This is a genomic window from Ktedonobacter sp. SOSP1-85, from assembly GCF_016587415.1.
In the GTDB taxonomy this organism is placed as follows: Bacteria; Chloroflexota; Ktedonobacteria; order Ktedonobacterales; family Ktedonobacteraceae; genus Ktedonobacter.
Genome location: NZ_BNJI01000001.1, coordinates 5,348,454 through 5,366,496, shown reverse-complemented (window position 1 = coordinate 5,366,496; position 18,043 = coordinate 5,348,454). Strand labels below are relative to the sequence as shown.

General features: G+C 53.6%; 11 protein-coding genes and 2 pseudogenes. 8 read left to right on the top strand and 5 right to left on the bottom strand.

Translation table 11 applies throughout. The annotated features are described in order from the left end of the window. Positions 1–53: 53 nt before the first annotated feature. Positions 54–838, bottom strand: a pseudogene (locus tag KTE_RS47655) (glycoside hydrolase family 43 protein); the annotation flags it as partial. Positions 839–1,311: 473 nt separating this feature from the next. Between KTE_RS47655 and KTE_RS22330 the strand changes: the two are divergent. The 8 genes and pseudogenes from KTE_RS22330 (at position 1,312) to KTE_RS22295 (ending at position 13,694) form a co-directional block, all read left to right on the top strand. Then, the gene (locus KTE_RS22330) at positions 1,312–2,358 is read left to right on the top strand and encodes a LacI family DNA-binding transcriptional regulator (protein ID WP_201384798.1); all 1,047 of its coding nucleotides are present in this window, start codon (positions 1,312–1,314) and stop codon (positions 2,356–2,358) included. Between the two features lie 234 nt (positions 2,359–2,592). Beyond that, positions 2,593–3,894 carry an extracellular solute-binding protein gene (locus KTE_RS22325; RefSeq protein WP_201384796.1) on the top strand — a complete coding sequence of 434 codons (1,302 nt, stop codon included), beginning with the start codon at positions 2,593–2,595 and terminating at the stop codon, positions 3,892–3,894. A 195-nt stretch (positions 3,895–4,089) separates the two neighbouring features. Then, on the top strand, positions 4,090–5,058 hold the full coding sequence (locus KTE_RS22320) for a carbohydrate ABC transporter permease (RefSeq protein ID WP_201384788.1): 969 nt from the start codon (positions 4,090–4,092) through the stop codon (positions 5,056–5,058). Between the two features lie 155 nt (positions 5,059–5,213). Further along, positions 5,214–5,978, top strand: a complete 765-nt coding sequence (locus KTE_RS22315; RefSeq protein WP_374226784.1) for a carbohydrate ABC transporter permease — start codon at positions 5,214–5,216, stop codon at positions 5,976–5,978. A gap of 191 nt (positions 5,979–6,169) precedes the next feature. Then, complete coding sequence (locus KTE_RS22310; protein ID WP_201384784.1) at positions 6,170–8,521, top strand: glycoside hydrolase family 3 N-terminal domain-containing protein; 2,352 nt, start codon at positions 6,170–6,172, stop codon at positions 8,519–8,521. Positions 8,522–9,019: 498 nt separating this feature from the next. Beyond that, positions 9,020–11,960 (top strand): annotated as a pseudogene (locus tag KTE_RS22305) (PAS domain S-box protein). A gap of 222 nt (positions 11,961–12,182) precedes the next feature. Next, complete coding sequence (locus KTE_RS22300; protein WP_201384782.1) at positions 12,183–13,109, top strand: acetamidase/formamidase family protein; 927 nt, start codon at positions 12,183–12,185, stop codon at positions 13,107–13,109. Between the two features lie 351 nt (positions 13,110–13,460). Continuing rightward, on the top strand, positions 13,461–13,694 hold the full coding sequence (locus KTE_RS22295) for a hypothetical protein (RefSeq protein WP_201384780.1): 234 nt from the start codon (positions 13,461–13,463) through the stop codon (positions 13,692–13,694). 90 nt (positions 13,695–13,784) lie between these two features. Here the strand turns inward: KTE_RS22295 and KTE_RS22290 are convergent, their stop codons facing one another. The 4 genes from KTE_RS22290 to murF all read right to left on the bottom strand — a co-directional run bounded on the left by KTE_RS22290 (position 13,785) and on the right by murF (position 18,007). After that, a complete protein-coding gene (locus tag KTE_RS22290; protein WP_201384778.1) occupies positions 13,785–14,729 on the bottom strand; it encodes a threonine/serine dehydratase in 945 nt (314 codons plus the stop codon). A gap of 101 nt (positions 14,730–14,830) precedes the next feature. Beyond that, positions 14,831–15,403, bottom strand: coding sequence for a GNAT family N-acetyltransferase (locus tag KTE_RS22285; RefSeq protein WP_201384776.1), 573 nt, complete (start codon positions 15,401–15,403; stop codon positions 14,831–14,833). Positions 15,404–15,435: 32 nt separating this feature from the next. Continuing rightward, positions 15,436–16,554, bottom strand: a complete 1,119-nt coding sequence (locus tag KTE_RS22280) for a D-alanine--D-alanine ligase family protein (RefSeq protein ID WP_201384774.1) — start codon at positions 16,552–16,554, stop codon at positions 15,436–15,438. A gap of 22 nt (positions 16,555–16,576) precedes the next feature. Continuing rightward, positions 16,577–18,007: a UDP-N-acetylmuramoyl-tripeptide--D-alanyl-D-alanine ligase gene (gene murF, locus KTE_RS22275; protein ID WP_201384772.1), complete on the bottom strand. Its 1,431-nt coding sequence runs from the start codon at positions 18,005–18,007 to the stop codon at positions 16,577–16,579. Between the last annotated feature and the right edge of the window lie 36 nt (positions 18,008–18,043).

The following is an 18,043-nucleotide window of genomic DNA, read 5'->3' as shown; positions in this document are numbered from 1 at the left end:
CCGTCTGGAGTCCAGCTAGCCGGTGCGAGAAAAGTTTCACGGCCAAGGTGATACTGGCCATTACGCGGGCGTACTCCGAGCAACACGAGCCACCAGCTGTCATCGTGAGCCTGGATCAAATCCGCATGGCCAATGCATTGAATGGGATTGGTATCCACATCCCGGTGGGTCAAGATTGGATTATGTGGACAGGCTTCAAACGGCCCCCACGGACTCTTGCTGCGCGCCAGCGTCTCCATATGCCCATATGAAGTTCCCCCCTCGGCAATCATCAGATAATAATACTCACCCAGATGATAAAGATGTGGTCCTTCCGGCCAGCGCCCGCCCGTACCGGCCCAGATCATACGCGTCTCAGTCAACTGCTCTCCGGTAGCAAGATCGATCTCGCATTGTAAGATCCCATGGGGCTCCCACGCAGCGGCACTGGTTAGATATACATGCCCTTCATCAAAATAGAGCGAAGGATCGATGCCCCTTGCTTGAGGTAGATTGGCTCGGACCACTCACCAGCGGGATCGTCTGCATACACAAAGAAGTTGCCACCGGATGAAACATTCGTCGTCACCATATAAAAACGCCCTGCGTGATAACGCAGGGTCGGCGCAAAGATGCCTCGCGAAGCGCCAATATTCGCCAGCGGCACCTGGCTGGCGCGTGTCAGACAATGCCCGATCTGGCGCCAGTGGACCAGATCACGACTGTGAAAGATGGGGACACCGGGAAAATATTCAAAGCTGCTCGTCACCAGGTAATACTCCTGGCCAACACGACACACGCTCGGATCAGGGTGGAAGCCTGGTAGCACCGGATTTGTATAGGTCAACTTCTCAGTCATGGCACATACCTTGTATGCAGAATTATCTTTGCAAACGTTTGCAAATCCTACAGAAGATATACTCTATTTCTTCTCTGCTGTCAACCTCTGTAAAAAAAGTGCAGAACTATGTATGTAAGAATTAGCGGCAATTCTAGGAGCAAGTGCCATTTTTCTTCCAGACACTTTAAAATACGGGTAAGATGGTGAAAGAAAGGCTCTGGAAGGGCCTTTCGCGCGTTGGTAAGAGATGGGAGAGGCCCTGCAATGCCCTCTCTCTTCAGTATTTTTATGATTTCTTTGCGCTGCGTGGAAAAATAACCGCAAAAAGCCTTGACAGTAAGGGAGAGTCTATGGTATCACTGGATACAGAGATTGTAAACGTTTGCAAATTCATCCCCTGAGGCTGAGCGAGCAAACGGCCTGGGTGCTGGCTTTGATGGCTTGATCCAGGCAAAGGAAACCGATCCTCCAATGTTGAAGGAGCCCAGGCTTTGCAGAAGAGAGAAACGGATAAAGAGAGCCAGCCAGCGCGCGAAATCACGATTGTCGATGTTGCCGATGAAGCCGGAGTATCCTATGCAACGGTTTCACGTGTGATTAATAATAAAGATCATGTGAAGCCTGAAAAGCGTGAACGTGTTTTGCGAGCCATGGCTCAGCTTGGTTATGTTCCCAATATGCAAGCGCGCAGCCTGGCCGGAGGTGAGTCGCGGGTCGTTGGTTTGCTGGTCGATTACCTCAGCAGCAGCTACATTGATGAAATTATTCGCGGCATCGATGAAGCGCTGGACGCCGAAAACTACGATCTGATGCTCTATACAACACACCGGCGCAAGACGAAGGAATCGGCCTATGTAACCAAGCTTACGCGCGGACTAGCTGATGGTCTGCTGCTGATTCTGCCGCGCAACGCGGCGGCATATTTAAATACACTGCGCCAGCGCCAGTTTCCGCATGTGATCATAGATTATCTCAGCAATAAACAGAACGTCCCATCTGTTTCAGCAACCAATTTTCGCGGAGCCTATGACGCGATGTCCTTTTTACTCTCGTTGGGACACCAGCGCATCGGGTTTATTACCGGCACGATGGAATTAGGCAGCGCGCGCGATCGCCTGGATGGCTATCACGCGGCTCTGAAGGACCATGGCATTCCCGCCGACCCACACCTGATCTGCGAGGCCGATTTTACGCAGCCACAGGGCTATCAATGCGCCCAGGAGTTGCTCAGCTTGCCTGAGCGGCCTACCGCAATCTTTGCGTCCAACGATATGATGGCCTTCGGAGTCATGGAGGCCGCCAGAGAGCGCGGACTGCGTCTACCTGAGGATCTATCAATCGTGGGCTTCGATGATATCCCCCAGGCCTCTTATGTCCATCCCGCGCTCACAACTGTTCGCCAGCCTCTTGAAGAGATGGGTCGAAGCGCGGCTCATCTCCTCTTAAAATATATTGCACACCCCAACGCGGAAATCGAGCGCATCGAACTACCAACCCGCCTGATTATCCGCGAGTCGTGCCAGACACTTTCGTCGTAGTAAAGGTCTTATTTGCCGGACGCTGTACGCGCTTTTGTTAAAAGAAAGGAGCTTTTACTTTTTCTGAAATCTCTCATGACACTCATACTGTCGTATGGTCGTATTGCCATGCTTGACAACCTCTCGTTTGTGAGGAGAAACGACAATGAGCACGACAGTGGCGAAACCCGGTTGTTATCAGTCCAGAGTCGGGCGACTCTCCATGTCTATTTTTGAAGGGAGTAATACAACCTTATGAAACGACGCGAATTTCTTACCTCCGTGGGCGCGGCTGGTGCTGCTCTCTCTTTCCCCTCGCTTCTCTCTGCCTGTGGTTCTTCCCCTAGCTCCGGTGGTAACGGGAAGGCCACGATCAACTGGTGGCATATCGCCACCGGTGATCCAGGCAAATCGTTCTACCAGAACCTTGCCAAGCAGTACACGAAGGACCATCCCAACGTTAAGATTAACATTACCGTCCTCGAAAACCAGGCCTTCAAACAGAAGCTCACGACGGTTATGCAGTCGGGTTCACCCCCGGACCTCTTCCACACCTGGGGCGGTGGCGTGCTTTTCCAGTACGCCAAGGCTGGATTGGTCCAGGACATCGGGTCGTATTTCCAGGACGATTGGGGCAAGTCCTTCGATCAAGGGGTCTTGAACAGCGTCTATAGCGATGGTGGCAAGTATTATGCCGTTCCGGTCGATAATGGCGCGATTGCCTTCTGGTATAACAAGGCACTCTTTGCCAAAGCGGGCATTACGAAAACGCCAACGACCTGGACCGAGTTTTTGGAGACCATCAAGACGCTGAAAGCCGCGGGTATCACGCCCATCGGTCTGGGCGAAAAAGAGCAGTGGCCGGGTATGTTCTACTGGGCCTATCTCGCCACACGTATCGGCGGCAAGGACGCGTTTCAAAAAGCGTATAGCCGCAACGGGGGATCGTTCGCCGACGCGCCGTTTGTGCAGGCCGGTCAAAAATTGCAGGAGCTGGTGGCTCTCCAGCCCTTCCAAAAAGGCTATCTGGGGGCGACCTATAGCGATGAGCAGAGCACGATAGGAAATTCCCATGCCGCTATGGAGCTGATGGGGCAATGGGCTCCTGCCAATGACAAGGGTGTTGCTACTGACAAAAAAGGTCCGGATTTTGGCATTTTCCCCTTCCCGATGGTTGAAGGCGGGGCCGGCAATCCGACGGATGTGATGGGCGGCGGCGGCGGCTTCGCACTCGGCAAGAACGCGCCAACGCAGGAGACAATGGATTTCCTGAAATTCATGACCAACGCGACTAATGCACCTCAGCTGGTCAAGCTGAACATCGGTGTTCCGCCCATGAAAACGGCCGAGTCTGTCGTCACTGATCCGCTGCGGAAGCAAATCGATGATATGGCCGCCGCTGCGCCGTACTTCCAGCTCTACTACGATCAGTATCTCCCACCGGCGGTTGGCCAGGTTCTGTTGGATCAGACACAGGGCCTGTATGCCGGGACAATCACTCCGCAGGCTGCAGCCAAAGCCATCGATGACTCGGTCTCTTCGTCACTGAATCAATAGATGCAAAAGAGTTGCAGGACAGCAACATCCTGCTGGTGTAGGAGCAAGCTCCTACACCAACTCTTGCGGAAAAGGACGCGGCTACCGATCTGCCACGGACAGCTAGGGCAGCGCAAGGATGTAGCTTCGCTCTCCGCGTAATGGATTGGTGCCGCTCCCCAGGCTCGTTGAAGAGCTTTGGAAAGGATTTTTCGGATGCAACTGACTACCAGACCTCGCGGCACAATGGAGGCGCCGGTGCTGCCAGAACCTGCCAAGTTCCCGGGGAAAAGAAGCAGATATATACGCACGCTTGTGCTCTTCTTATTGCCCTGTGCTGTGCTCTATGGCGCGATTGTGCTCTTTCCGGTCGTCCAGGCCCTCTACTATAGTCTCTGGAATTGGAGTGGCCTGGGACCGCTGACAAGCTTTGTCGGCCTGAAGAATTTCGTCACGGCCATCAGCAGTTCGACGTTTCGGACAGCGCTCGGTCATAATCTGATTATTCTAGTGCTCTCGCTCTGCGTGCAGCTGCCACTCGCCCTGGTCCTGGCCCTGGTCATTGGCAAGTCGCTTCCTGGTCGCTCCATATTCCGCATGATTTTCTTCATGCCCTACATTCTCTCCGATGTTGTCGTCGGCGTTATCTGGCTCTTTATCTTTGAGCCAAATGGTTTGCTCTCTAGTGTGTGGCAGCATGTGTTTCCTGGCTCGCAGAGTCCACTCTGGATGGGTGACCCCAATATCGTGCTCTATGCCATCTTCATGACGATGACCTGGAAATACCTGGGCCTCTCCCTGGTGCTCTACGCTGCCGCGATCCAAAATATTCCCGACGAACTGGTGGAGGCCGCGCGCATCGATGGCGCATCGATGTTCCAGGTTGTACGCAGTATAACCATTCCCCTGATGGGCAGCACTATCCGCCTCACCATCCTGCTCTCAGCGCTGGGTTCTCTGCAATACTTTGATCTGATCTGGATCATGACCAACGGCGGCCCAGTGCATGCCAGCGAGACGATGGCCACCTATCTGTACAAAAACGGTTTTGTGAGCTTTGAGCTGGGCTATGGCAGCGCGGTAGGTGTGATTATGTTCCTGATCTGCTTTGTTTTTGCCATCCTATATCAGCGCTTTGTAATGAGCAGAGACCTGGCTGGCAGTGTTACCGAGGCAGTTGTCTAAAGGAGGAAGAATCGATGAAGATTAGCGTTACCCGGCCTCATCAGGATCTGGCCCTGCGGCGGCAGGCCGCGGACACACAGCGGCGGCGCGCGAAAACGCAGCAGGTCGCTGGCTTGTCTGTGCGCTATCTGATCTGCATTGTCGTCGCCATTTTTATGCTGATACCGATCCTGGTGGCCTTTCTGGGCGCCTTCAAATCCGATGATGAATTGAATGCCGCACCTTTCTCGTTGCCAAGCGTCTGGCATTGGGAGAATATTATCTTCGTGCTGAGTCAGGGATCTTTCTGGCAGTCCATCCTCAATAGCCTGCTTATCACAATCTTAACGGTGGTTCTGTTGCTGGCTGTGGCTTGCCCGGCGTCTTTCGTCTTTGCGCGCATGCCGTTCCGGGGACGAGAGATGGGAGTCAACATCATCCTGATTGGCCTGTTGCTCCCCTTCGCGATGGTCATTTTGCCGTTGTACATTACCCTGCGCAGCCTCGGCCTGCTCAATACGATGTGGGCAGTGATCCTACCGCAGGCGGCCTTTGCCCTGCCTACAACGATCCTGATCCTGCGCAATTTCTTTCAGAGCATTCCAGGCGAGCTAGAGGACGCCACCTATATTGACGGCGGCACACATGTTGATTTCTTCTGGCGTGTCCTGCTGCCCCTGGCTCGCCCCTCGCTGGCGGTGGTGGTTGTGTTGACCGCGGTCGCGAGCTGGAATAACTTTTTGTTGCCGCTCATTGTGCTAAACGATGCTAACCAGTGGACCGTGCCTCTGGGCATTATGCAGTTTCAGGGCGAACATGCCTCTTCGTGGTCCGCGATCATGGCCTATGTCTCGCTAATGATGCTTCCTGCTCTGATCTTCTATCTGTTCGCGGAGCGCCACCTGATTGCTGGCCTGATGGCTGGTAGCGTGAAAGGGTAGCCATTTTGCAAAGTTGGGAGGTAAAATGACGCTCCCAGTTTATCTCCTAATGAAGTGAAACGACCTGTAGGGCCCATGCTGGCATGGACTCTCACACCCACCACGTCGCTTCGCTCGCAGTTCATGCCAGCATGGGCCCTACAGATTACATGAATTCACCACTTATTCTATAAAGGAGTATCTCTAGTTCTATGTCCACGCCATCCTATCGCGATCCCCATGCCTCGCTTGAGGAGCGGGTTGAGCATTTACTCTCTCTGATGACGCTTGATGAGAAGCTGGCGCAGCTCGGCTGTCTCTGGAGCACCTCTTTTGTCCGCGCGGGCACGTTTGACCCGGAAGAGGTTGCCAGGCAAATACCGCATGGGATCGGGCAGGTGACGCGGATCGGTGCCGCTACCGGCCTGCACCCACGCGAGAGTGCTGCCTTTATGAATGCGATCCAGAAAGTCGCCCTCGAACGGACGCGCCTGGGCATCCCTGTCATTGTGCATGAAGAAGCAACGGGCGGCTTCTCCCATCGCGATGCGACAGTGTTTCCTCAGGCTCTTGGGCTGGCCTCAACCTGGAACCCCACGCTGATGACAGAGGTGGCCGGGGTGATGCGTGCCCAGATGCTCGCTGTGGGTGCGCGTCACGCTCTGGCGCCAGTCCTCGATGTGGCCCGCGATCCCCGCTGGGGGCGCGTTGAGGAAACATATGGCGAAGACCCCGTGTTAATCGGCGCGCTCGGTAGCGCCTATGTGCAGGGTTTGCAGAGCGACGATTTGCGTCAGGGTGTAGCAGCGACAGGCAAACACTTCCTGGGTTATGCCATGTCAGATGGCGGACGTAACTGGGGACCAGTACAACTCGGGCCACGCGAACTACGCGAGGTCTACGCTGAGCCCTTCGCTGCCGTCATCCGCAATGTCGGGCTTGCCACGGTGATGAATTCTTATGCCTCGATCGATGGCCTGCCCTGCGCTAGCAGCCCGGCGATTCTGACCGACCTGCTGCGCGAGGAACTGGGCTTTGGTGGTGTGGTCGTGGGAGACTACGACGCGGTAACCCAGCTCATGGACTATCATCGTGTGGCTGCAACCCGTGGGGAAGCAGGGCGCCTGGCTCTGCTGGCCGGTATCGATTTGGAACTGCCAACCATGGACTGCTACGGAGAGCCGCTCAAAGCCGAGATCGAGACCGGACGGCTTGACATAGCAGTGGTCGATACCGCAGTGCGCCGTGTGCTGCGCATGAAATTCCAGCTTGGACTCTTTGAGCAGCCATATGTCGATGATGCCGTGGCCCACGAGATCTTTCAAACTCCTGAGCAGCGCACACTGGCGCGCCGGGCAGTTGCCGAATCAACTATTCTCCTCACCAACGATGGCGTACTCCCGCTGGCTCCGACGATCAAACGCATCGCGGTGGTTGGTCCCGGTGCGGATGACGAGCGGCTCTTGCAGGGCGATTATCACTACCCAGCGCACCAGGAAATACTCTACCAGGCAGCACAGGATGTTGAGATCGCGGGTCTCGCTACTCCGCAGACGGCGGGGAACTATGCGCCCGGCCCCTACTTCACGCCTCATGTTACGCCCCTGGCTGGGCTGCGTGCCGCGCTACCCGATGTCGAAATTTCCTACGCCAGAGGCTGCGAGGTGCTGGGCAACGACACTTCAGGCTTCGAGGATGCGTTACGGATCGTGCGCGAGGCCGATATAATCGTAGCGGTGGTGGCCGGCAAGAGCGGCCTTTTGCGTCCCGTCACTGTGGGCGAAGGCAACGACTCCACCAGCCTGGACCTCACAGGTATGCAGCCCGAGCTTCTCAATCTCCTCGCCGGCACAGGCACACCCCTGGTAGTGGTCGTACTCAGCGGGCGCGTGCATACGCTAGCCAGCGTCGCGTCCCAGGCCAACGCACTGCTCCAGCTATTCCCGGCTGGCGAAGAGGGCGGCCATGGTCTGGCCGACGTGCTCACCGGCAAAGTCAATCCCGCAGGCCGCCTGCCCGTCACCCTCCCGCGCTCGGTCGGCCAGGTGCCAATCTTCGCGAGCCAGCGCGCTGGCGCGGATCGTATACCACTCTTCGGCGATTATATCGACTCGCCACCCACGCCGCTCTTTCCCTTTGGACATGGCCTGAGCTATACCACCTTCGCGTACGGCGATTTGAGCATATATGCGACGGACATCACCAGACCAATCGCGATCTCTGTTGAGGTTGAGAATACTGGCGAATTCGCTGGCGATGAGGTAGTGCAGCTTTATGGACGCGATGATGTCGCCTCAGTGGCCCGGCCTGATCGCCTGCTGCTCGGCTTCGCGCGCATCTCGCTCGCACCTGGTGAGTGCCGCCAGGTCACCTTCACCGTCCATCCTTCTCGCCTGGCCTTCTACGATCCACACATGCGCTTCGTCACCGAGCCTGGCGCGTTTACCTTTAGCGTTGGCGCCTCCTCTGCCGATATTCGAGCAGAAAGTACACTTATCCTCGACGGCCCGCTTGTCGAATATAAGCAACGCGAAGTTGTGGAGACGACAGTACATATTCGTTAGACTTTATCTCTATCAGGCTTTGACACTCCCCCGGACCGGATACATCACGGGGGATTCTCCCTTTATCCAGGTAGATATATTTACTCCCATCGCTGAAAGCAATACATTTGAGCAAGAGAAAAGAACTATGACGCGAGAACGCCTGGAGGTGTGCCGACACACCTCCAGGCGTTCTCGTGTCATCACCTGGACACGCCAGCAGACCTCCTCCTTCGCCAAATGACTCTTTCCCTTACCCTTATTTATCCTTCGCCGCCTCTGAAAACCCCTACATTCACATCTGTCTTTTGCAACACAACCTAAAGAAACGAAGGATATCTCCGATGTATTACCTTGACTCTAGAGAAATGGAGGGGTTTCTCTGGCACTCCAAAAAGTGTAGTCTGCTTATTTCTCGACGCTCTCACTCACATCATTGAAGTATTCATCTTAAGATCAGAGCAGGAATGCGTCTTCATTCTCAGGGATCGAGGTATGTGAAAGGGGTATGAGCGCGATATGTCTCATACAAAGCAGAAAAAACGTGTCACGCCTGCATCGAGTGAGACACTCCTCACTCTTCTTGAGACGCTTCCCGGTGCCTTGTTTCTTCTCGATGACGACACGACGATTGTGTATGCCAATGCAAATGCACAGACCATGACACGAAAAGATGTCTGTGGCAAGCCATTGTGGCGTGGCGCGCCCCAACTGGTGAGTACATCGCTCTATCAAGCTGTCCAGAAGGCCAAACAGACCCGAGAACCAACCGAAGTGGAGTATATTTCTCCCGTCACTAACAGCCGGCTGCACGTCTCGCTCTCACCTACAAACGAAGGCCTCGCAATCTTTTTCCAGGAATATCTGGAACCACAGTCCCCCAGAATGCCTTTAGCCAGAACGAACACATGTATCGAGATCTCCTGGAAAGCTTCTCTGATGGGGTCACCATCTTGACCCCGGAGGGGCTGGTTCTCGACGTCAATCAGCGTCCCCTGGCCGATGCACACCTCCAGCGAGAGGAGATGATTGGCAAACCGTTCGCCGACTCCCCAGCATGGTCCCATGACCCTGCTGCCCAACAACAATTGCGCGCAGCCATTGCACGAGCCAGCAGGGGAGAAACCGTGCGCTTTGAGGCCAGAATCCATCCACGAAGTGACCTGTCTCTGGACATTTTGATGACGATTACCTCCCATCGTGATGCCAACCAGCAGGTCGAGTATCTCATCTGTGCAGGCCGAGATATCACTGAGCGAAAGTACATCGAAGACGAATTGCGCACTCTGGTCGATGCCATTCCCCACTTTGTGTGGATTGCAAGACCCGATGGGCATATCATCTACAACAACCAACCCTTGATAGATTATCAGGCGATGTCCCGCGAACAGGTCGAAGGCGATGGCTGGATAGCAGCTGTGCATCCTGATGACCGGCAACGTGTATGGGATGTGTGGCAGACCGCCATTCAGAGAGGCGTGCCCTATGAAGTGGAACATCGTATGCAAGACGGTATAAACGGAGCGTATCGCTGGTTTCTTGTGCGAGGAGTGCCGCAGCGAAATGCAGAGGGCACGATCCTGCACTGGATTGGCACCTGTACTGATATCGATAAACAGAAACAGGCTGAACAGAGAATCAAAGCCAACGAGCAGAACTTTCGTGTGCTGGCCGAAACGGTGCCGCAACTCGTGTGGACTACGCGCCCTGATGGATTGTCAGACTATTTTAATCAACGGTTCCGTGACTACACCCACGCCACTTTTGAGCAACTGTATGGCTATGGATGGAGCCAGTTTTTACACCCGGATGATTCTGAGCGCACCCTGGCGGCGCGAGCGCATGCGTTCCGCACAGGCACTCCCTATGAGGTTGCCTACCGTTTCAAGGAGGGCCAAACGGGTGTGTATCGCTGGTTTTTAGCCCGCGCCATGCCGGTACGCAATGACACCGGTCAGATCGTCAAGTGGTTTGGGACTATCACTGACATCGACGATCAGAAACGGACCGAGCAGCGGCTCAAAGACAGCGAGGAAAACCTGCGTGTGCTGGCCGAAACGATGCCGCAGTTTGTGTGGACCACTCGACCAGATGGCCGTCTTGACTACTGTAATCAGCGCTATTGTGAGTATACGCATGCCACTTTTGAGCAAATCCAAGGCTATGGATGGCGTCAGTTCTTGCATCCTGAGGATATTGAACGCTCGCTGGCTCTTCGGCATCACACGCTCGAAACAGGTGAGCCCTTTGAGCGCGAACATCGTCTCAGAAATGGTCAGACGGGGGAGTATCGCTGGTTCTTAGCCCGCGCCATGCCGGTACGTAATGAAGCAGGCCAGATCGTCAAGTGGTTTGGGACCTGCACCGATATCGAGGAGCAGAAACGGACTGAGCAAGCCTTACGCCAGAGCCAGGAACGCATCCGCGCCCTCATCGACTCCAATATTATCGGGATTACTTCAAACGAGGGGGATGAGGAAGTGCTGGTGGATGCCAATGACGCGTTTCTTCACATGACTGGCTATACCCGAGAAGATCTCAACAACAGAACGTTGAACAGGATGAGGATCACTCCCCCGAACATGCACCTCTCTTCCAGCGCGTGCTCCAGGAGGTAGCTACACACGGGCAGCATACGCCTATTGAAGCCGAGCTGGTGTGTAAAGATGGCAGTCGCCTTCCTGTCTTAGCAGGTGCCGTCACCTTCCAGGACCATCCGCGCCAGATGATTGGCTTTGTGCTGGATAATTCGGCCCGCAAGGAGTTGGAGCAGCGCAAGGATGACTTTATCAGCATGGCCAGCCATGAACTGAGGAACCCGCTCACAGCCTTGAAAATGCAGACCTCCTTGCTACGCAGGCAACTGGCAAAGCAAGGCCTCCAGGCTTCTGCTCCGGCTCTTTCCAGCATGGAGACCCAGATCAACAAAGTCACCCGGCTCGTGGAAGAGTTGCTGGATGTCTCCAAGATCCAGGCGGGCAGACTGGAGTATCGGCAGGAGACGGTCGATCTCGACGCATTGCTGCGGGAGACCATCGACACTATGCAGCAAACCCATCCCAGCCATAGCATTCTAGTGCGTGGCGCCGTTCAGGCCAGCCTGATGGCGGATCGAGACCGGCTCGGACAGGTCTTCACCAACTTGATCAGCAATGCCATCAAGTATTCTCCCGGTGCAGAGACCGTCGAGATAGACCTCGAGGCCTCCCCAGAGACCGTCACGATCCGTGTGCACGATCATGGCCTGGGTATCCCACGAGAGCAGCGCGACAAAATCTTTGAGCGCTTCTATCGGGCCACTGGTCCCAAACAGAAAGCAATCCCGGGACTGGGAATGGGATTGTACATTGTGGCGGAGATCGTCAAGCGTCATGGGGGAACCATCACAGTGGAGAGCGCTGTCGGAAAAGGATCGATCTTTACGGTGACTCTTCCCAAGAAGAGGGATACTCTTGATTGAACAGTTTCCTGGTTTTCCATGGGTGACGTTGACCCACTTGTATGCAAGCTCAAATGGCTTCACTCTCAGCAAAACTATCGTCTAAGGAGCGTCACCAAAACTATATATGAATGCAGAGGTATCCACAAAGCCGATTAGTTAGATGATAGCCCGTCTCCTTCTGTTATAATTAGGTGGAATTGCAGCGTTTTGAGATATGCGAAACAAAAGAGGAGCCACTGCATGACCATTTATAGCATTGGGCCAGAACGAGCCACTCTCCACGGAAGCTTTTCCCGCGAGTTTCCCCCCATAATTACTATTGCATCGGGTGATGCCGTCCACTTTCGTACCCTTGATGCTGGTTGGCATCTTGGACCCTCTACAGAAGAGTTGCAGAATCGCTTTGAACCACGTGACCTTGTGCACGATAGTGGTCATGCGCTGTGCGGCCCCATAGCCATTCATGGTGCTCAGCCCGGGATGACGCTCGAAATACAGATACACGAGGTACGGCCGGGAAACTGGGGGTGGACGAGCGCTGGAGGTCGGGAAAGTGCTATGAACAGGTATCTGGGACTCGTTGAGAGCCATGAGCTGCTTCACTGGACACTCGATGCTGATGCCATGACTGGGACAGATCAGTACGGCCATACCATTGCACTACGCCCATTTATGGGTGTTATGGGCATGCCTCCCGATGAATCCGGCATCCATTCCACTATTCCCCCGCGCTTCTGTGGCGGCAATATTGATTGTAAGGAATTGGTTGCTGGCAGCACACTCTATCTGCCAATCAGCGTTCCTGGAGCACTCTTCTCTGTTGGTGATGGACACGGCGTCCAGGGGGATGGTGAGGTGAGCGGCGTGGCTATCGAATGCCCTATGGAACGCGTTGATTTGACATTCCATGTGCGTGAGGATATGCCTTTGAAGACTCCACGTGCGAGAACGACCAATGCATGGGTAACCCTGGGTTTTCATGAGAATCTGCATGAAGCATCTTTCATTGCACTTGAGGCCATGCTCGATCTGATGCGTGAGCAGTACGACATACCCCGCTCACAAGCGCTCGCGCTGGCGAGTCTCGTCGTGGATTTGCGGATCACACAAATTGCCAACGGAGTGCATGGTGTGCATGCGGTACTCCTTGATGGCTCCATAAAATAGTACCATCTGGATGGCGGCAAGAGCGCCCTCGGCTTCAGATATGTCTTTTCTAGACATGGGATTTTGCAACGTGGCAGAGCGTGAGAAGCCGATTCTCACCATAGCCTTTCTTTCTACAATCTTGTCGCGCCTTCTTAAAAAACCCATTAATTCATACTGGTCATTATTTTGCTTGTAATATCATAAATCACAACATAGATTATCTCCGTTTATCCTTGTAAGTAAAATAAAGACAGAAGCATGATATATGCTATCTTGCAATCAGGTTGCACCATTTGCTCTCAAAAAAAGAGTTCAAAAAGTACAACATTTTTCAATAGGACATTTTCTGATGGAGAAAGGAACGAACCTATGAAATCTCATACACTCGCCCCCATCACACGTGCTTCCTCGCTTACAGAGCAATTAGGGATCCACGACCTCACCGAACAGGAATTGGAACAGGTCGCAGGGGCTCAAGGCTATGGCCACGATCATGACTATGGTCGCAATGATCATGACCATGACTGGGACGATCATCGCCGTGGCTGGGGCTGGCATTATTATAATCGCGGCTGGCATTATAGCCGTGGCTGGCGCCGCTAGCCTCGTCGCCACTGTTATAAAGAAACAAAAGAAAGCGGGTATCCTTCTCGGATACCCGCTCTTCATATCTCAAGTTCGCTACCCGACTTCTTAGCGTGTACTCGCTTCCTCTACTCTATACTTCCTCGTCGCAATCTGGAAGGTTTCCTCATCAATATTGCCACCAGATATCACAGCGGCTATTCTTTGACCTGGATGGTTCTCCAGGTAGCGTAGAGCAGCCGCGACAGCGGAAGCACCCGCCCCCTCCGCGCGTATATCGTTGTGCTTCCAGAGGAGATATAACATGTGCTGTATCTCTTCCTCAGAAATAAGCTCAACGTCGAAACGCGGATAGGCCCTGGCTCTCTCCAATGGAAGGACACCAGCCTGCCGTACCAACATTCCTTCGGCCATACTCCGCGCCGGAGGCAGCAGCACACGCTCATTGCTCTCAAGGGCGATCTTCATCGAGGGAACGCATTCCAACTCAACACCAATGATATGCATACCTGACCCCTGGTAACACTCCAAGCATCCAGCCAGTAGGCCACCCCCACCAACCGGCAGCAAAAGCGCGTCGAGATCCTCTTCGGCCTGCTCTCGAATCTCGCGGAAGAGGCTCGAATGCCCGTGTATCACCGAGGGGTCATCGAGGCTGGAGATGTATGGAGCACCTGTTTCCCTGGAGAAGCGCAATGCTTCCTGCACACACTCATCATAGCCACCAGCCACCTTCTCAACGTTCGCCCCCAACTGCACTAGCTTCTCTGCTTTTACTGCCGAAATGTGTGCTGGCACAAAGACCTGGACTCGCAGGTTCAGAAGCTGGGCAGCTAATGAGACTCCCATGCCATGGTTGCCTGTTGATGCAGTAACGACGGTTGTTTCAGGCGCTTCCTCAAGCAAACGATGATATGTGCCACGAAACTTGAAGGATTTACCAACCTGCTTTGTTTCATCTTTCAGCCATAGCTCACTTCGTGGAGCAAGGGGTCCCTGATAGCGCACCAGGGGAGTATGAATCACATGCTGATAATATTGTTGTGGAAACAAGATATATCCTCTTTAATCTAGCCAACTGCTGATATATGACTTATACAATATGAATCACTAATTCATGACAAAACGGCATTTCGTTAGCTTATTGTGATAATTCATTTAGCCTGCGCGCTTTGCCGTATAAATTCGTCTCGCAATATGCTATAGACCCGGACGTTGTGATACGTTCCGAAGCGCAGAATGGCCTCACGCAGAGTACCCTCTAATTGGAAACCCGCTTTCTCGTCCGCGCGCCAGCCACCAATGTTCTCCTCCATATCCTGCGTCTGGATACGATGAAGATTCAATTCCATAAATCCATACTGGATCATAAGTTTGGTAGCCTCGGTGCCATACCCTCTTCCCTGGACGGAAGGATCAACCTTGATATAAAACTCAGCGGTTTGATTGAGCGTATTGATGTCTTTCAGACCCACCACACCAATAAGCGTGTTGTCTTGCTTCAAGGCAACGCCTAAGAGGATATGTCGAAAGTCGCGATACATTTGGTCCAGTCGCTCTTTCGAGCGCGTATCGCTGGTCGGATACACGTTAAAATAGCTGCGCATTTCCTCGCCGTTGTGCCATAACGCCACATGGTGATAATCCTGGGCTGGCTCTAATGGGCGCAGGTAAAGGCGAGGGCCAACACTAAAAGGATTCTGCATTGCTAATTCGTTATTACGCATATATATTTACCCTTTCCTACATAAGGATGTGATTAACGATAGGAGCGCAACTGCTGGCGTGTCTCATGCTGCCGCAAAGCCAACTCGATAAGCTGGTCAAGTAATTGGGAATAGGCAAGACCACTGGCGGCCCATAGTTTAGGATAGAGGCTCATTTCGGTAAAACCAGGCAACGTGTTCACCTCGTTAATGTAGAACCGACCAGTAACCTTGTCCTGGAAGAAATCAACACGAGACAGCCCTTGGAGATCAAGGGCCTGGTAAGCTCGCAAAGCCATATCACGTAACATTTGCGCTGTTTCTGTAGGGATAGTTGCAGGAATAACAAACTGGATGGTGTGATTGACGTACTTATCTTCGTAGTCGCTAAACTCGTCGCCGGGAAGGATTTCGCCGACAACTGAGGCGCTCGGCTCGTCATTGCCCAGGACAGCACACGAGAACTCGCGACAATTGATGCCCTGCTCAACTTCAATCTTGCGATCATAGGTAAACGCCTCGTTCATTGCCTTGATAAGCTGATCCCGATCATTTGCGCGACTGACGCCAATACTCGATCCAAGATTGGCAGGCTTCACAAAGCAAGGGTATGCCAACTGATGCTCGATCATAGCTATCAGGTGTTCCGGCTCACGCTCCCACTCAAAACGCCTATAGGTAAGGGTCTTGACCACGGGCAACCCGGCAGCCTGAAAGAGTTCCTTCATGATCTCCTTATCCATACCAGCCGCCGAGCCAAGCACACCACAGCCAACATAGGGAATATTGGCCATCTCGAAGAGCCCCTGAATAGTGCCATCCTCTCCATATGGGCCGTGGAGCACGGGAAAGAGTACGTCGAGTTCGCCATTAGCCGGAAGAGGCTGAGCTTTATTGATGCTGATAAAGCGTCTACTTTGTGAATCAATAACCAGAGTCACGACAGGAGAGGATGCAATCTCTGTCGCCAACATAGGATCATTGACGGCTCGAAGCAATTGTTGGGGCTCAACGCCCCAGAGCCACGCCCCATCTTTCGTTATAGCTATAGGAACAATGTCGTACTTTTCCGCGTCAAGATTCTGCACGACCGATGCCGCCGAAGCCAGAGAAACTTCATGTTCACAGGATCGGCCACCAAAAATGATGCCAATACGTTTCTTCTGTTTCATCGTTTTGCCTTTCTCCTTCTATCTAAAACATTGAAAGCATAGTTTCCATGCGCATTCCGCGCGATCCTTTGACAAGGACGAGATCTTCAGGGTGCACCCTCTCTTTGAGCAATTGCACAACGGCACGTTTGCCATCTTCCACTTCAGAGACATTGGCAGGATCGACGGAAAATACGTAGATATGCTCGGCAGGCATCCCCGCCTGCATTGCCCCTTCCGCGAAGTAGCGCGCGAAGTCCCCAAGCACTACCAGGTAGTCAACCTTACCCGCCAACGCCAGGCCAGACGCAATGTGTTCATCCATGGTATGCTCACCTTGCTCAAGCAATTCGCCTAACACTGCCCAGCACTTTCCCAGAGGGACCAGCGGAGTCGTCTGCATTGCCTGAGTCATAGCAATGATAGATTGCCGTATAGAGTTATAGGTATCGTCGACTAACGTGCTCCCATTCGGGCCAGCGCTTGTCTTGATCTCACCGCGTCCCTGGACGGATGAAAGGTTTTCTAGTGACTCGCGAATGTTCTCAAGCGGAACGTTAGCGGCATAGCCGACAGCCGCCGCCGCAAGGGCAGTGGTTATGCCATGCGTGCCGGGTAGGCGTAACTGTACTGGCACCTCCTCATCCTCGATGCACAGCGTAAAGCGGGAGCCGAGGAGTCCCCGTTCTTCGACGTGCCGACCGCGCACCATTGCCCCATCACCCTGCCCATAATAGATCACACGCGCCTGCGTCTTCTCCTTCATCGCTCGAACCACTGGATCATCATAATTGAGCAGCGCGATTCCTTCTGGAGAGAGCACCTGAACCAGTTCGCTCTTGGCGATTGCAACATTCTCCAGTGAGCCAAAGTGCTTGAGATGAGCAGCCCCTACAGTAGTAATCACTGACCAGTCTGGACACGCAATCGTCTCGCAGAGGCCCCGCAATTCGCCGACCCATTCAGCACCCATCTCCAGCACCGCGTATCTATGCTCGGCTTCCAGGCGTAGTAGCGTCAGTGGATAGCCAAGCTCATTATTATAGGAGGCATAGGTTTTTAGTGTCGGTGCGACACTGCCGAGTACAGCGGCAATAGCTTCCTTGGTTGTCGTTTTGCCACTACTGCCTGTAATGCCAATCTTGATAGTCCCCGGTTGACGCTGTACACGCGCGCGGGCAGTGGCTTGCAATGCCTTGACAACATCTGGTACCACCAGTTGGAGAAAACTGTCGGGAACGTCCTCAGAAGGCGTGGTGCAGAGTGCTCCAGTTACTCCCGCACGCGCAATTGCAGGGATGAAACGATGTCCATCTACACGCGCTCCAGTGATAGCGACAAAAAGGTCATTTTGTCCACACTGCCTGTTGTCATGCTGTGCGCTCTGGAACACTGGCTTCTTAGAGCCCACCAGAGAACCATGAATGGACAGGTTCTCCTGGTTGCCAGACATAACATCCTGTAGTTCAAACATTTAGACATGCTCCTGATATATAGGAAAAATCATTAT

Bases quoted from the DNA above. Each gene is read 5' to 3' on its own strand.
- KTE_RS22325 (WP_201384796.1), top strand. From the start codon at position 2,593: ATGAAACGACGCGAATTTCTTACCTCCGTGGGCGCGGCTGGTGCTGCT.
- KTE_RS22320 (WP_201384788.1), top strand. From the start codon at position 4,090: ATGCAACTGACTACCAGACCTCGCGGCACAATGGAGGCGCCGGTGCTG.
- KTE_RS22315 (WP_374226784.1), top strand. From the start codon at position 5,214: ATGCTGATACCGATCCTGGTGGCCTTTCTGGGCGCCTTCAAATCCGAT.
- KTE_RS22310 (WP_201384784.1), top strand. From the start codon at position 6,170: ATGTCCACGCCATCCTATCGCGATCCCCATGCCTCGCTTGAGGAGCGG.
- KTE_RS22300 (WP_201384782.1), top strand. From the start codon at position 12,183: ATGACCATTTATAGCATTGGGCCAGAACGAGCCACTCTCCACGGAAGC.
- KTE_RS22295 (WP_201384780.1), top strand. From the start codon at position 13,461: ATGAAATCTCATACACTCGCCCCCATCACACGTGCTTCCTCGCTTACA.
- KTE_RS22285 (WP_201384776.1), bottom strand. From the start codon at position 15,403: ATGCGTAATAACGAATTAGCAATGCAGAATCCTTTTAGTGTTGGCCCT.
- KTE_RS22280 (WP_201384774.1), bottom strand. From the start codon at position 16,554: ATGAAACAGAAGAAACGTATTGGCATCATTTTTGGTGGCCGATCCTGT.
- murF (WP_201384772.1), bottom strand. From the start codon at position 18,007: ATGTTTGAACTACAGGATGTTATGTCTGGCAACCAGGAGAACCTGTCC.